Here is a 15,609-nt window from a genome sequence, read left to right as displayed (position 1 = left end):
GAGGTCTTATATGCTTTTTAGTGATAACAGCATGGTGGCTTCTCAGCGCACCTTTAGCCAACCAGCATCAGTTCACGCACCTCATGTGACGGGTTATTTAGCAATTATAACAAAACATTTTTTACTGCCTGAGCCGCAGGTATCGCTAAGTGTATTGTTCCAGGTCATCTGTTAACAAAAATTTTGAAATGGTTCATGTACAAGTATTCATTTATTAACCACCACCTCAAAAATATAATACAAAAAAATTATTTTTTAACTTTTGGGTCTTTTTCGGTATTTTTATTATGAATAAAAAATCCATATAATACATGATGTTATTAGAAATCAACTCTCCAGTCAAAGGAGCCAAATTAAAGAAACCAGATGTCTACCGACGCCTGGTTTTTTGCTTTTTATCAATGTTCTGATCATCCCTCTTCATTTATGATATAGAGCCATTCTGCGCGGCGGCGTCTTGCTGGCCTGATATGACCACACTTATTATTCTCATACAAAACCTGATTACCTTACCGGGCTATATCCACTTACAACCTGTAGAAAATGATGCTGGCGCTATCTTCTTTTTAGCCACTTTTGACGGACATAAGAATGAGTGAAACATTATCCACACGGATCGTTTTCTTTATTGCCGGGATTGTTACCGCTGCCTGGGCGGTGATTGTTCCTTTTGCCAGGATAAACACTGGCGTCAATGAAGCGTTGCTGGGCACACTGCTACTTTGCCTGGGCTTCGGCGCGATTGTTGCTATGCCGCTAACCGGAACCCTGACCTCCAGATGGGGATGCAGGGCGGTTATTACCGCTGCAACCTGCATTATTCTTTTTTCCATCCCTTTTCTGGCGGTAGTCAGCAGTCCAATTTTACTGGCATTGAGCCTGTTAATTTTTGGTGTCGGCGTCGGCATCACTGACTGCGCGATGAATGTGCAGGCTATTCTGGTGGAGAAATTGTCGGATAAGCCCGTGATGTCAAGTTTTCACGGTATGTTCAGTGCAGGCGGCATTGCGGGTGCGGGGATAATGACGGGATTAATGAGCAGTGGACTGAGTGTTGTTAGTGCCACTCTGGCTGTCGTCGCAACGGTTTCGCTGCTGCTGTTGCTCAGTTATAAAGGCATGCTGCCATACGCAAACCCTGCGGAAGGCCCGGTATTCGCAATCCCAAGGGGCACCGTATTAATCCTGGGGCTGATTTGCTTCATTTTTTTTATGGCAGAAGGCACGGTACTTGACTGGAGCGCGCTCTATCTGGTGGAAAGCCGCCATCTTCCGGATACCCTTGGAGGTCTGGGCTTTGCTGCGTTTGCCACGGCAATGACCATTGGCAGACTGAGCGGTGACAGGATCGTCGCGAAATATGGCTCGCTGAAGGTAGTCATGGCAGGTAGCAGTACCGCCATAACAGGATTTCTGCTGGTGATCAATGCTGAGACGCTACCCGTAGTGCTTTTGGGTTATCTGCTGATTGGCGCTGGCTGTGCCAACGTGGTACCCATTATGTTCACGCAGATTGGCAAACAAACCAGCATGCCACAGATGGTTGCCGTGCCAGCGGTGACGACGCTGGGCTACATCGGTGTGCTGGCCGGCCCAGCAATAATTGGCTATATCGCTCATCACAGTTCTGTTACACATGGTTTTATTCTTGTCACAGGACTGATGGTATTCGCCGCAATATTGTCATTCAGTATCAGAAAACTGCTTGAATCACGATCCCTGGAGTAACCCCCGCACTTACAGAAGGTGCCGATGATAACAGTGCGGCCTTCTCTGATTACGATGACTCTACTGGCCCGCAAATTCCGCGCAACTCAGGTGGATTTCGTCTGGCAACTAAAACCCGCTTTGTTGGCGCACCGATCGATGTGGGCTGAAAGCCACGTCAGATCTGCTTTAACGCAGCCAGAAAACACGGCAGGCAGGCGCGCATCGCTTGCGGCATTCTTCCTGCACAGCACCCGCTTTTTATCGGCACATGACCGCCAGTGTTAAATTTCGCTCCTGGCAGACGCCGCCCTTAACTTTCGGCTAACATGTCCACGAACAAACAGGAATGAGGATATAAGATGACGCAATCTGCACACTTATCGGTAATGGAAGCTCTGGATCAGCTGGAGTCATATTATGAAAATGCCGTTGATGCGCTGCGCAAAGCCATCACTGACTATACCGAGAATGGTTTATTGCCGGATGAAACGCTGCGTGAGAAAGGGTTGTTTGTCTATCCTGAGCTACGCGTAAGCTGGGAAGGTGATGATACCCACCATAAAACGTCGCGCGCATTTGGTCGTTTCACCCGTCCTGGCAGCTATGCTACCACCGTGACCCACCCCGCTCTTTTCCGTCATTATCTGGCCGAACAGCTGGAGATATTGAGCAGTGAATACCCCATTAAGCTTGAAGTCGGCCCCTCACACCAGGAAATTCCCTTTCCTTATGTCATTGACGGGGCTAGTTTTAGTCTGGATCGCAGCATAAGCTCCGGACTGGCCAGACATTTTCCCACCACTGAACTGGCACAAATTGGCGATGAAAATGCCGACGGTATTTATCAGCCGGGTATCGCGCTGCCACTGTCGCACTTTGATGCCCTGCGCACTGATTTCTCATTAGCACGACTGCGCCATTACACCGGCACTCCGGTAGAACATTTTCAGTCTTATGTTCTGTTCACCAACTACACCCGGTATGTCGATGAATTTGTCCGCTGGGGCTGTGAGCAAATTGCCGATCCTCACTCACCCTATGAAGCGCTCTCCTGCGCGGGGAGTATCTACGTTAATGCAGATACACCAAATCCACAGGAAACCATTTCCGGGCTTGCCTGGAAAAATCACCAGATGCCAGCCTGGCACCTGATTGCTAAAGATGTCCAGGGCATTACGCTCATCAATATCGGCGTTGGCCCATCCAACGCGAAAACCATTTGCGACCATCTTGCGGTACTGCGCCCGCATACCTGGCTGATGATAGGCCACTGCGGCGGACTGCGTGAAAGTCAGGGCATTGGTGATTACGTGCTGGCACATGCTTATCTGCGCGACGATCATGTGCTTGATGCCCTACTACCGCCGGGTATTCCGGTTCCCAGCATTGCCGAAGTCCAGCGCGCACTGTTTGATGCCACCCGTGAGGTGAGCGGCATGCACGGTGAGCAGATTAAACAGCGCTTACGCACAGGCACGGTGGTGACCACGGACGATCGTAACTGGGAGCTTCGCTATGCGGCTTCGGCATTGCGTTTTAATCTCAGCCGTGCGGTGGCGGTAGATATGGAGAGTGCCACCATTGCTGCCCAGGGCTACCGTTTTCGAGTACCTTACGGTACGTTACTGTGTGTTTCTGACAAACCGTTGCATGGTGAAATCAAGTTACCGGGCCAGGCCAATCGCTTCTATGAAGGGGCAATATCGGAACATTTGCAAATTGGCATTTGTGCCATCAACCTGCTTCGGGCTGAGGGCGACAGGCTTCATTCCCGCAAACTACGTACCTTTGACGAACCCCCATTCAGATAAAATTCACGGCAGGCAAGCCTGCCGGATTAAATCGATTTGCCAGGCTGGATCACTGCAATCGCATCAGAGAGCGCTCTGTCATCCCGCTGACTCACCCGGCCAGGATGAGAAGTCGTCGACATGCGGGTTTTCGTCGCACAGGCAATAAAAACCTTCAGTCAGCACTTTTACAAATAACGTTCTGGAACAATAGCAAGTTATAACGATCCCCATAAAAATTTCATGGAAAATGCCCCACGCGATGTACCAGAGAGGTTCGGTCTGGAGCATGGCATATGGCCAGGCAATGCCGTGATCCTATGGACTGAAATAATAAATGCATAAAAATGCTGTTTTATTCAGCAATCGAACGGTTTATATAAAAACAGACTTTGACATCTCTGAGCATGCTGGATATGATGCGCCCCGTTCAAACGATTCCTCTGTAGTTCAGTCGGTAGAACGGCGGACTGTTAATCCGTATGTCACTGGTTCGAGTCCAGTCAGAGGAGCCAATTTAAAGAAACCAGATGTCTACTGACGTCTGGTTTTTTGCTTTCTATCAATTGGTTAACCCTTCTAGCTTGTCTACTCACGTCTATTAAAAAATACTCGAAGCTACACCCTCTTGCCGGTAAAAATGCTGGTAAAGCTGGTTCGGTTTTCTTTTTACCAGCAAATAGAGGATACCGTCATGCCACTCACTGATACAAAAGTAAAAAATGCCAAGCCTTCTGAAAAGGCTATCAAGCTCACTGACGGGTTCGGCCTCTACCTGCTGGTACACCCTAACGGTTCAAAGTACTGGCAGTTGGGTTATTGTTTTGAAGCGAAACAAAAGGTGTTTTCCATCGGTGTATACCCTACCGTTTCTCTGGCAGATGCAAGACAACGCCGAGACGAGGCCAAAAAACTTTTAGCATCCGGAATTGATCCCAGCGCTAAAAAACTGGCTGACAACAAAACCAAGATGGAAAAGCGTAACAATACACGCGCTTTTAAAACCGTTGCTAAAAGCTGGTTTGCAACCAAAACTGCCTGGTCAGAAGATTATCAGCGCTCAGTCTGGACTCGTCTTGAAACTTACCTGTTTCCTGATATCGGCAACAAAGATATAGGTGAGTTAGATACGGGTGATCTTTTGGTTCCAATCAAGAAGATTGAAACACTCGGTTATCTTGAAATCGCTATGCGGGTAAAACAGTACGCTACCGCTATCCTGCGATATGCTGTTCAGCAAAAGATAATCCGCTTCAATCCTGCCTATGATCTGGAATGTGCTGTACAGAAGCCACAGACAGAACATCGACCTGCAATTGAACTGGAAGATATACCAGCACTTCTGGAACGTATTGATGGTTATCAGGGACGTAGCAGGCTCACGTTACTGGCGATCAAGCTCAATCTCCTGACGTTTGTGCGTTCCAGTGAACTACGCTTCGCCAGATGGTCAGAAATCGATTTTAAGAGTGGGCTTTGGGTCATCCCGGAACAGCGTGAAGCAATTGAGGGCATTAAGCATTCTGCTCGTGGTGCTAAAATGCGAAGGAAACATTACGTGCCACTGTGTAATCAGGCTCTAATCATTATTGAAGAGATAAAGACGCTGACTTATGGCGTAAACAATGATAACGATTTTATCTTTACGGGCTGTTATGACGCGATGAAGCCTATGAGTGAAAACACAATCAACAAGGCGCTACGTAAAATGGGCTATAACACCAAAACCGACTTGTGCGGTCATGGTTTCCGTACCCTAGCTTGTAGTGCTCTGATTGAATCAGGTATCTGGTCAGAAGATGTTGTTGAACTTCAAATGAGCCATATGGAAAAGAACAATGTCCGTGCAGCCTACACACATAAGGCCAAACATCTTGAACAGCGCCGCTTAATGTTACAATGGTGGGCTGATTTTCTCGATGCAAATAAGAATTCTATGGTAAGACCGTTTGATTTCGCAACTAATAAAAATCATTAGAATAACGATAACGGGAAGGCCCCTCTATAAGGGGCTAAATGGTAAAGAAAAAATTAATAATAAAATCCTGCAATGACATTCAAGCAAAAAATGTTAATACTGAATATTAAATTACAGGCTCAAATAAACTGCCGTAGTGAATTGAACTGTACCTTAATACAGACAATATATTAAGGTACAGTTTTTACATTAACAACGGCTTTTGTTTAAGTTGAAATTTTTTGATTCGCATTTAATATAAGATTTAACAAATGACAGGCGATCACCATTAAATATAAAATCAGGATTAATGAAGTAATAATTCTGGATCATAGTTTCAGCAATGAAACTCTTTTCCACCAACTCTTTCATACCTTTAAAATAAGTCGTTCTGGATATTTTAACAATCGTTTTATCTACAATATCATACGACATTAAAATTGTGTCAGTGTCCTTCTGCTCCTGCATTGCTCTGTACAGTATTTCGAAGACCTTTGTTCCTGCCGAAGATAACTCAGTGATCGCTCTGACGCCATTAACATAGAGTTTTAAAAACTGAGTTTTATCCACTTCCTGGTATTGAAAAAAACCGGCCCCACCTAAATATTCTCCCGTATTCTCATTGACGACCATAAGTCTGTCTTTCCCTGTTGATATTCTTTTGACCCCGCCTTTTGTATTGTTGCTCGCAGAAATTATAAATGGGTTTTTCACATGGCGCTGTAATCCTCTTCTTGATTTATTCGTTATCTGTTGTGACATTTTATTTTCCTTTTATTATTGTTATTATATTTTAATTAACATATTTATTTTATTAGTCAATACTTAAAGTACATTTATTTTTAAATAAATAGAATTTCAAGTATCAAAGACTGACACTTGAAGTATCAAAATATTATTCAAAAATGAACTCGAAGAGTTTGAATGAGAATAATAATCGATTAAAGTCACCAAACCACGGACTTTAAGTCACCGGATCGCGAACTTTGTTTAAGTCTATATCTGGTCTGAGGGCAGTTTCCTTCTTCATTATTAATATATAGCGAAGCGTCAGATGATCGTCATTTTTTTTATGAGATAAAAATACCTTATGATCTTCGTTCATTTTATGTAACCCTACACGGATTTTATTCCGCGTCATTAGGTTTCATTTTTTAATTAAAGAAGCTACGCAACTTTTAGGTTGCGTCATTGGGTTTAAAGGATTTGATCATAATTCTTCTTTAACTAAAACACACATAATCCCTGACTCATGCTTCTTTGCCCTTTGAAAGGGCAACCAGCAGGTCAGGACGTAACTATTATCTTTTTTATTAGTTTTCCTGTGCAGCATATTCGCCTGCTCATATACTGCTTTAAAATTAAAACCTTTGATACAGAAGCTGTCTTGTTTTTGCTTCCTACTGTCAGCAAAACCGCTATGCGCTCACGCGCACTGACGACTTAAAAAGTATAGGTTTTCTGCCAAAACCATTTTTTTCATCGCTTGAAGACTTTTCTTCGTTTCAAGTGTGAAAAATGAAGTAAATCACTTCATCAGATGAAGAAAATCTACTTTAAAATTTAAATCAAAAGGGCGAGAATCAGCAAACGTTCGTTAGAACATTTGCATGGATTTTAGCGATTGAGCGCGTTAGCGAAATCAAGACAAGCTATTTACCCAATTTTTTATTTTTGCGTAATGCGAGCAAGCGAGTATGTAGCGAAGAAAAAAGTCACCAATGGCTATCAGCTCATACAGGGATTGCTGGTTGCCCCAAAAAGGCATAGAAGCAGATGCCTTGTTATTATTTGTATTAGTCGCGACTTGATCTGACAATGGGCCTTGAAAGGTTGAGAGTTACCGGTTTTGATATGGGTGTCGAATCCTTATACAAAACGCGAGGTAACTCTCATGCTTCATACTAACAATCCCATCATCAAACACAAAGCCGGTTTACTCAATCTGGCCGAAGAGCTCGGTAACGTATCAAAAGCCTGTAAGATCATGGGCGTGTCGCGAGACACGTTTTACCGTTATCAGGAACTGGCTGAAGAAGGCGGTATTGATGCGCTGGTTAATCAAAGTCGTAGGGTACCCAACCTGAAGAACCGCGCCGATGAGGCCACGGAACGTGCGGTTGTTGAGTACGCCGTTGAGTTCCCGGCTCATGGTCAGCATCGGACTAGCAATGAACTTCGTAAAAAAGGCGTGTTTATCTCCGGCAGCGGCGTGCGCTCCATCTGGCAACGACACGACCTGGAGAACTTCCGTAAACGCCTGAAGGCGCTTGAGGAGAAAGTCGCTAAAGAAGGCATTGTGCTTACCGATGCCCAAATCGCAGCGCTGGAGAAGAAGGCCCACGATGACGAGGCCAGCGGAGAAATCGAGACGGCACATCCGGGTTATCTGGGCTCGCAGGACACCTTCTACGTTGGCAATCTGAAAGGGGTTGGCCGTATCTACCAGCAGACGTTTGTGGATACGTACTCAAAAGTGGCACACTGCAAGCTGTATACAAGTAAAACGCCGATCACCGCCGCCGACCTGCTCAATGATCGCGTATTGCCGTTCTACGAGGCTCAGGGACTGCCGATGCTGAGAATACTGACCGACAGGGGTACGGAGTACTGTGGTAAAGTGGAGCAGCATGATTATCAGCTTTATCTGGCCATCAACGATATCGACCATACGAAAACGAAGGCGATGTCTCCACAGACGAACGGTATCTGCGAGCGCTTCCATAAAACCATTTTGCAGGATTTTTATCAGGTTACGTTCCGCAAGAAGTTATATGGAGACCTGGAAAGCCTGCAGGCAGGTCTGGACAACTGGTTGTGGCATTACAATAATGAGCGAACTCATCAGGGTAAAATGTGCTGCGGGCGTACGCCAATGGCAACTTTACTTGATGGTAAACGGGTCTGGGCAGAAAAAAATCTGAACCAGATTTAATCTGACAGACACCTGTATAAATAACCGGTAACTGTCAGATCAGGTCTGAGCTAGTACATATTATTTTTCTACTGAGTTAATGATGAAGATCTTCAACCATCATGAACCTCACAGGCACAACATAAGGTTGTGCGGGGTTCTATACATAAAAAAAATTAAGAAAATCATTCTTAATAGTTATACAAACTGACGGCACGTCCAGTTTTAGTAACATTTTCCGATCGAAACCCATTGGTGAGATTAAAAATCTCACATGGTTGCAATGTAAGTATCCCGTTGAACGGGATACTTACCCTTACTTGAATGTTATTTGTTATTTTTTAATTCGACTGCATCGCCATTAATAATCATATTTTGAATATGATTTTCAAAATCTTCACCTGACGCATTAGAAAATAATTCTAAAAACTCATTGGTTTCTTCTATGCCATATTCTTCTTCTAATGATCTGGTGATCATAAGTTCAAGAATAGGATTTATTAAATCCATGCAGTCTTTTAATCCTTCATCTGTTAATGACAGTGATTTTTTAGCTTCATCGTGTCCTTTCTTGATGATGTAAGCAGTCGTATGGAGCATTTCGTAATATTTATCTTTATTCATGTTTCATTCCTCTGTTATTTTTTAATTTTCAAATTTAAGATCTTGCACTGTTAACTAAATTATCTATCCAGTTATCAACTTCACTTTCTATAAAGGCAATAGCTCTTTCACCGATCTTTATTGGTTCAGGAAACCGTTTCTGTTTAATAAGCTTGTAAATCCATGCCCTACAAAATCCTGTTCTGTTAAGGACTTCGTGCATTCTTATTAATTTTTTATTCATGTTGTTTTCTCCTGTTTGTTTCGACGAGGAGAATTATCGGAGATTTGGGGGTATGAAAAAATTGATGGAATTAACGAGATGTTTCTGGGGATCTCTGAGAAGCTTGTTTACAAGGATAAGACTATTTCTCTTATCCCTTGACTTTCACATTATGTTTTTTTCTTCTCATTCAGCTCGTACACTTCGCTTACCTTCATATCCATTAAGTGTATGTTTTTATACAAAAACATCGTGAAGAGATTATCAAATTCGTTGGTAAGTGCTTTCTTGGCAAGTGGCCTGTCTGTTTCTTTGATTTGCACCTGATCACGGCAATCCTCCATGCCCCAATGGTAGAGAAGCTGTTCCAGATCCTTGTCACTGAGTTTGTAATTATTTAATTTTGCGTGATAAAGAAGGTCTAAAAGAGGAATGACTCGAAAATCAACTATTTTTTGAACCATCGCTTCCCCGAAACCATAAATATACTGGCTTGGTTTCGGCTTGATGCCAATTTGCTTACGCCATCGGTCTAACAGATAGCGCATTGATTCAATGATTTGATCATCCGTTGACAGACTCATATCAATCTCAAGATTGATCACACTTATTGCCCTTCGAACCAGGCTCTTTTTCTGCTCGTCAGTAAGATTCCGAGATTCAATCAGTTGCTGAACACGTATCTGTTTGTATCGCAGGATAGGTAGCTGCAACCCGTACCTGTTTTTTCTGTGTGGAATGTTACCGTTTTTTCTCCGTAGTCAAGCAATCCGGTCTCTTTGATGTACCCTTCCAACTGATAAAGCTTACCAGCAGTCATAAGCCTGACATGTTGATCACTTTCATAAGACTCTGCATCGTATTCTGTTGGCCCAGAGGCTCACAAGGGCTTCCCTGAGAATATTAACTCCCTTTCTTCAAGGTTAGCCTGACTCACACACCATTCAGGTTCATCGCTTTCCAGCGCTTCTTCCAGTTCTTCTTCCAGTTCTTCTTCCAGTTCTTCGAACATTGCCTTTCGTTTGCGGATCTCCTGGCAAAGTTGCATTACGGTTATATCTTTTAAAACATTATAATTTTCAGGCTTAAACCATTTTGTTAACTCAACTTTTTTAGCTACGGTTGCCATCAGTAATCCCTCTTATAAACAGGCTGTTACTATACGATAGCGGTTTCCAAAAGTTGACAGGTTTGATTTTCTTAGGTAACAATTCTTGTGATGTCTACTGACGTAAAATGAGATAAATAATTGAATATTATTGACTTTTCACCCATACAGATTAAATAATGTTGGTAAAAATGCTGGTAAAAAGTCAGTTAACTTTTTAAAACCCAATAACAGAAGGAGTTACAGATGAAGTTCGAGTCCAGTCAGAGGAGCCATATTCAAGAAAGCAGACGTTCACTAACGTCTGCTTTCTTCATTTCTATCCGTTGGTTATCTCTCTTCAGTCATTCACCCTCGTTCACCAAAAACCACTCGAAGCCATACCCATTTGCTGGTAAATATGTTGGTAATGGTAGTTCGATTGCGCTTTTACCAACAAACGAGGGGAGGGCATGTCACTGACTGATAGTAAAGCAAAAAATGCAAAACCCCTCGAGAAGGAATACAAGCTGACCGACGGCTTTGGTATGTTCCTTCGCGTTACCCCGAAGGGTTACAAATACTGGCAGATGGCTTATCGCTTCGAAGGAAAGCAAAAAATCTTCTCCATCGGTGTCTACCCTGCTGTTTCACTTGCTGATGCGAGACAACGGCGTGATGAGGCCAGAAGGCTTCTTGCTCAGGGCATTGATCCTAACGCCAGGAAACAAGCCGAAGTTAAAGAACTAAAGGCCAAGCGTGATAAGACACGCTCTTTCAGTATTGTAGCTAAAGCTTGGTTCTCCACGAAAACAAAATGGTCAGAAGATTATGGTGATTCCGTATGGAAGCGCCTTGAAACCTATGTCTTCCCGGCGACTGGAGATAAAGATGTTGCCGAACTGGATACGGGTAATCTGCTGGTTCCGGTGAAAAAGGTGGAGGCTCTTGGTTATCTTGAAGTCGCCATGCGCATTCAGCAATATATTACCGCGATCCTCCGTCATGCCGTACAGCAAAAACTGATACGCCATAACCCAGCCTATGATATGGAAGGTGCTGTTCAGAAACCTCATACTGAACACCGCCCTGCGCTGGAACTGGAAGAAATACCCCAACTACTGAAAAAAATTGCCGGATACAAAGGTCGCAGGTTAACCATACTGGCTATTCAGCTCAATCTGATGATTTTCATTCGTTCCAGTGAACTACGTTTCGCTCGCTGGTCTGAAATTGATGTCAAAAGTAAGTTATGGGTGATACCCGAACAGCGGGAAGCAATTGAAAACGTCAAACATTCGACTCGTGGGGCCAAAATGAAGCGTAAGCACTTCGTTCCCCTTTGTAAGCAGGCCATGAAGATATTGAAAGAGATCCGACAACTGACTTATGAAGAAGGTCATGATGACGGATTAATCTTTACTGGCTGTTATGACTCGTTTAAGCCCATGAGTGAAAACACCATCAACAAAGCGCTTCGCAATATGGGCTATGACACGAAGCAGGACATCTGTGGACACGGTTTCCGAACACTGGATGTAGTTGCCTTAATTGAGTCCGGGCTATGGTCAGAAGACGCTGTAGAGCTTCAGATGAGCCATAAGGAAAGCAACAGTGTCCGTGCAGCTTATACCCATAAAGTGTACTAGCTCAGACCTGATCTGACAGTTACCGGTTATTTATACAGGTGTCTGTCAGATTACATCTGGTTCAGATTTTTTTCTGCCCAGACTCGTTTACCATCAAGTAACGTGGCCATTGGCGTACGCCCGCAGCACATTTTTCCCTGATGAGTTCGCTCATTATTGTAATGCCACAACCCGTTGTCCAGATCCGTTTGCAGGCTCTCCAGGTCTTCGTATAACTTCTTACGGAACGTAACCTGATAAAAATCCTGCAAAATAGTTTTATGGAAGCGCTCGCAGATGCCGTTCGTCTGCGGAGACATCGCCTTCGTTTTTGTATGGTCGATATCGTTGATGGCCAGATACAGCTGGTAATCATGCTGCTCCACCTTACCACAGTACTCCGTTCCCCTGTCGGTCAGGATCCTCAGCATCGGCAGTCCCTGAGCCTCGTAGAACGGCAGTACGCGATCATTGAGCAGGTCTGCGGCGGTGATCGGCGTTTTACTCGTATACAGCTTGCAGTGTGCCACTTTCGAGTACGTATCCACGAACGTCTGCTGGTAGATACGACCCACACCTTTCAGATTGCCCACGTAGAAGGTGTCCTGCGACCCGAGATAACCCGGGTGAGCAGTTTCGATTTCTCCGCTGGCCTCGTCATCGTGGGCCTTCTTCTCCAGCGCTGCGATTTGAGCGTCGGTAAGCACGATGCCTTCTCTGGCGACCTTTTCCTCAAGTGCCTTCAGGCGTTTACGGAAGTTCTCCAGGTCGTGCCGTTGCCAGATGGAGCGCACGCCGCTACCGGAGATAAACACGCCTTTTTTACGCAGCTCATTACTGGTCCGGTGTTGCCCGTGGGCCGGGAACTCAACGGCATATTCAACAACAGCGCGTTCAGTGGCTTCGTCGGCGCGGTTCTTCAGGTTGGGGACGCGGCGGTTCTGGTTAATCAGCGCATCGATGCCGCCTTCAGCAGCCAGTTCCTGATAACGGTAAAACGTGTCGCGTGACACGCCCATGATCTTGCAGGCTTTTGATACGTTACCGAGTTCTTCGGCGAGATTGAGCAGGCCGGCTTTGTGTTTGATGATGGGATTGTTAGTATGAATCATGAGAGTTACCTCGCGTTTTGTTTAAGGATTAGACACCCATATCAAAACCGGTAACTCTCAACCTTTCAAGGTCCAGTGTCAGATCAAGTCGCGACTAATACACATAAAGCCAGGCACCCTGACCAGCGCCGCCTGATGTTGCAGTGGTAGGCTGATTTCCTTGATGCCAACATCAACGGTATGGTCAGACCGTTTGAGTTTGCCCAGAGGTGAACACTTTGAGTTAGAAAATTACGGCTAACTGCTTGATAACCCATCACATAACCGCATGTAACCCTTTGTTTTGAATGTATTTGAATAACCACCACTGGTTGATGGCTATCACTTCATACCGTAAAATGCTTACCAATTTCGGACACTGCTTTCCCGTGACCTCATGACGGATACTTTTTATGAAAAAAAATAACTTCTGATATGACAGAACTACAATCAATGAATATCACTGAAGATAATATCAGCAAACTTAACTCTTTGTTTCCTGAAGCCTTTAATGAAAACGGCATTGATTTTGACGTTTTAAAACATCTTTTGGGTGAAAATGTAGACGAAAAAGAAGAACGCTATGGCCTGAACTGGCATGGTAAGCGTCAGGCTCGTCAGCTTGCTCTTACCCCTTCCCGTGGCACCTTACGCCCATGTAAAGATGAAAGCGTTGATTGGGATAACACCAAGAATCTGATGATCGAGGGTGATAACCTTGAAGTGTTAAAGCTTCTACAAAAAAGGGTCGTGACGCAGATTTATTGATAATGATGAAGAGTAAGATACCAACCGATGATCTTATCGTGCATTTCCTCTGACTTCGAAAAGCAAATTGTTCTGCGGGTCAGTCGTTTGATATGTGTGCGAAGATTAAGATTATGCCGTTCTGTCCGTTGGGTATATTTCTTGCTCACCACGTGGCCTGTTGCACTTAACAGAACTTTATAAACCGGCCAGGCATCTGTCATATAAAAGGCAAGGTTAAATTTGCTTAACAGGGCCAGCAATCGTCGCAGGGTCGGGGCATTTCTCGGGCCGAAGACGTGGGCCAGAGCACGTTTGCGGATACGGTCATAAGCATAGAACAACCACCGGGGATTGCTTTTACACCGCACGTAAGACCATTGTTCACCGGCTTCACAGCAGATAACAACCTCCGTTTCGGGGTCGATATTCTCAGCTACCTGCTTTGGCGAAATTTTTTTACGTGCCGCAGAACCGTATTGAGGCTGATACCGAGAACCCGTGCGGTATCGCGACATCCGTAACCATTCATGGCCATATTAACAATGGTCTGGTGTGTGTCTGGTTTGGCACCGGAGTAGCTAAAGTTGAGCAGAAAGGTCTTTGAACAATGCTTGCAGATCTAACGTTGGGCACCGGATGCTGAATGTCCGTTACATCGTACAGCATGAGTTTCATTGCACTGAGGGCAGACGACATCAACTTTAGCCATATGTTACATCCAAATCGCAAAGCATACGTGATCAGCAAGTCTGCGTCACGACCTGATTCTTTTGAAATCAAAATTATTGATAGAAAAGGCGTCTTTTCTGATATTGGCATTGCCAAACCACACCAGGCTCAACAATATAGTGACCACGCCAGCCGTAATGCAGACCGCGTAGGGAACCAGGATAAATTCAATTTCCGGAACAAACCAGATACTGAAAAAGAGTGACAGCAGATACGCCAGCAACCACAGGGCAGAATTGGTGTAGTGCAGCGATTGCAATCCCCGCCCGGTAGAGTAGAATGCTGTAAATGGTTTATTCGCCAGTAAAAGTAAAAACCCTCCAACCAGCAGCGCCAGCGAAGTAAATATAATAATCCCAGTGCGATGACCGATATAAACGTCGAACCATGACAATATTGTTAATACCACATACATCATCAGCATAAAGATCGAGACAGGTGACCTGATGTCATGCTTCAGTTCAAGAGCAACGATTAACAGGTAACACGACAACGCAATCATAAAAGCAATTTTCAGATCGATAAAAAAGATAAAACCAAGACAAAAAATCAGGTTGACAAGCGAGATAAACATAAAGAAAACCGGAAATATTCTGTCGTCCTGATTATTTATCTCATCGTTATCAATACCGCTCTCTTTTACTACCACATTATCGGAACGCATTAATGCACCTCCGGATAAAGGATTCATTGCTGGCAGACTCAAGCAAAATGGCAATCCAGGCTGCTTCGTTCTTGCACCCCAGTGAAACTTATATCACAGTTAACGGCAGATGGACTTACCTGTGCCGGGCTGTTGACAGCAAAGGACGCACCATCGATTTTTATCTCTCTTAGCGTCGTAACAGCAAAGCGGCATATCGTTTTCCCGGGAAGATTTTAAATAACGTGAAAGGCTGGCAGGCCCCCTGTCTCATCAACACAGATAAGGCTCCCACTTATGGCCGGGCGCTGGCGTGACTGAAACGGGAGGGCCGGTGTCCGCCCGATGTTGAACACCGACAGATTAAGAGCCTGAATAACGTCATTGAATGTTATCACGGCAATCAGAACCTACGACGAGCGTATTGAATCCTTATTCGATACGCTTCCGGATGCAGAACTGTTCAAATCACTTCCTGGAATGG

At 44.5% G+C, this 15,609-nt stretch carries 11 protein-coding genes, 1 tRNA gene and 4 pseudogenes; 8 read left to right on the top strand and 8 right to left on the bottom strand.

The window, feature by feature from the left end; translation table 11 throughout:
* The first annotated feature begins 591 nt into the window (after positions 1–591).
* The 4 genes from LU633_RS09935 to LU633_RS09920 all read left to right on the top strand — a co-directional run bounded on the left by LU633_RS09935 (position 592) and on the right by LU633_RS09920 (position 5,478).
* The gene (locus tag LU633_RS09935) at positions 592–1,728 is read left to right on the top strand and encodes an MFS transporter (protein WP_016192169.1); all 1,137 of its coding nucleotides are present in this window, start codon (positions 592–594) and stop codon (positions 1,726–1,728) included.
* A 341-nt stretch (positions 1,729–2,069) separates the two neighbouring features.
* Positions 2,070–3,521 carry an AMP nucleosidase gene (locus tag LU633_RS09930; protein ID WP_016192171.1) on the top strand — a complete coding sequence of 484 codons (1,452 nt, stop codon included), beginning with the start codon at positions 2,070–2,072 and terminating at the stop codon, positions 3,519–3,521.
* Positions 3,522–3,939: 418 nt separating this feature from the next.
* A tRNA-Asn gene (locus LU633_RS09925) sits at positions 3,940–4,015 on the top strand.
* Between the two features lie 179 nt (positions 4,016–4,194).
* Positions 4,195–5,478 (top strand): tyrosine-type recombinase/integrase, encoded by a 1,284-nt coding sequence (locus LU633_RS09920; protein ID WP_040465757.1) that lies wholly within the window; start codon positions 4,195–4,197, stop codon positions 5,476–5,478.
* Positions 5,479–5,667: 189 nt separating this feature from the next.
* Here LU633_RS09920 and LU633_RS09915 read toward each other — a convergent pair whose 3' ends face one another.
* Positions 5,668–6,219 carry a replication/maintenance protein RepL gene (locus LU633_RS09915; protein ID WP_016192173.1) on the bottom strand — a complete coding sequence of 184 codons (552 nt, stop codon included), beginning with the start codon at positions 6,217–6,219 and terminating at the stop codon, positions 5,668–5,670.
* Between the two features lie 1,132 nt (positions 6,220–7,351).
* On the opposite strand from LU633_RS09915, the gene LU633_RS09910 reads away from it, so the two are divergent.
* On the top strand, positions 7,352–8,392 hold the full coding sequence (locus tag LU633_RS09910) for an IS481 family transposase (RefSeq protein ID WP_046371995.1): 1,041 nt from the start codon (positions 7,352–7,354) through the stop codon (positions 8,390–8,392).
* 306 nt (positions 8,393–8,698) lie between these two features.
* Here LU633_RS09910 and LU633_RS09905 read toward each other — a convergent pair whose 3' ends face one another.
* From LU633_RS09905 to LU633_RS09890, 4 genes are all read right to left on the bottom strand, one after another.
* Positions 8,699–8,995 (bottom strand): hypothetical protein, encoded by a 297-nt coding sequence (locus LU633_RS09905; RefSeq protein WP_016192174.1) that lies wholly within the window; start codon positions 8,993–8,995, stop codon positions 8,699–8,701.
* Between the two features lie 34 nt (positions 8,996–9,029).
* The gene (locus tag LU633_RS09900) at positions 9,030–9,218 is read right to left on the bottom strand and encodes a helix-turn-helix transcriptional regulator (RefSeq protein ID WP_016192175.1); all 189 of its coding nucleotides are present in this window, start codon (positions 9,216–9,218) and stop codon (positions 9,030–9,032) included.
* 149 nt (positions 9,219–9,367) lie between these two features.
* Complete coding sequence (locus LU633_RS09895; RefSeq protein ID WP_016192176.1) at positions 9,368–9,910, bottom strand: DUF6387 family protein; 543 nt, start codon at positions 9,908–9,910, stop codon at positions 9,368–9,370.
* 167 nt (positions 9,911–10,077) lie between these two features.
* Positions 10,078–10,326, bottom strand: coding sequence for a DUF6387 family protein (locus LU633_RS09890; RefSeq protein ID WP_016192177.1), 249 nt, complete (start codon positions 10,324–10,326; stop codon positions 10,078–10,080).
* A 431-nt stretch (positions 10,327–10,757) separates the two neighbouring features.
* Between LU633_RS09890 and LU633_RS09885 the strand changes: the two are divergent.
* Positions 10,758–11,924 (top strand): annotated as a pseudogene (locus LU633_RS09885) (tyrosine-type recombinase/integrase); the annotation flags it as partial.
* A 59-nt stretch (positions 11,925–11,983) separates the two neighbouring features.
* On the opposite strand, the gene LU633_RS09880 reads toward LU633_RS09885, so the two are convergent.
* Positions 11,984–13,024, bottom strand: coding sequence for an IS481 family transposase (locus tag LU633_RS09880; protein WP_046371791.1), 1,041 nt, complete (start codon positions 13,022–13,024; stop codon positions 11,984–11,986).
* Between the two features lie 414 nt (positions 13,025–13,438).
* Here LU633_RS09880 and LU633_RS09875 point away from each other — a divergent pair.
* Positions 13,439–13,747, top strand: a pseudogene (locus tag LU633_RS09875) (site-specific DNA-methyltransferase); the annotation flags it as partial.
* Between the two features lie 17 nt (positions 13,748–13,764).
* Here LU633_RS09875 and LU633_RS09870 read toward each other — a convergent pair.
* Positions 13,765–14,462 (bottom strand): annotated as a pseudogene (locus tag LU633_RS09870) (IS1 family transposase).
* Positions 14,463–14,507: 45 nt separating this feature from the next.
* Positions 14,508–15,146, bottom strand: coding sequence for a hypothetical protein (locus tag LU633_RS09865; RefSeq protein ID WP_046371994.1), 639 nt, complete (start codon positions 15,144–15,146; stop codon positions 14,508–14,510).
* Positions 15,147–15,220: 74 nt separating this feature from the next.
* Here LU633_RS09865 and LU633_RS09860 point away from each other — a divergent pair.
* Positions 15,221–15,526: pseudogene (locus tag LU633_RS09860) on the top strand (DDE-type integrase/transposase/recombinase); the annotation flags it as partial.
* Positions 15,527–15,609: the final 83 nt, after the last annotated feature.

The organism is Erwinia tracheiphila (assembly GCF_021365465.1).
GTDB lineage: Bacteria > Pseudomonadota > Gammaproteobacteria > Enterobacterales > Enterobacteriaceae > Erwinia > Erwinia tracheiphila.
The sequence above is the reverse complement of the archived record's forward strand: the minus strand, read 5'-3'. Positions and strand labels throughout refer to the sequence as shown.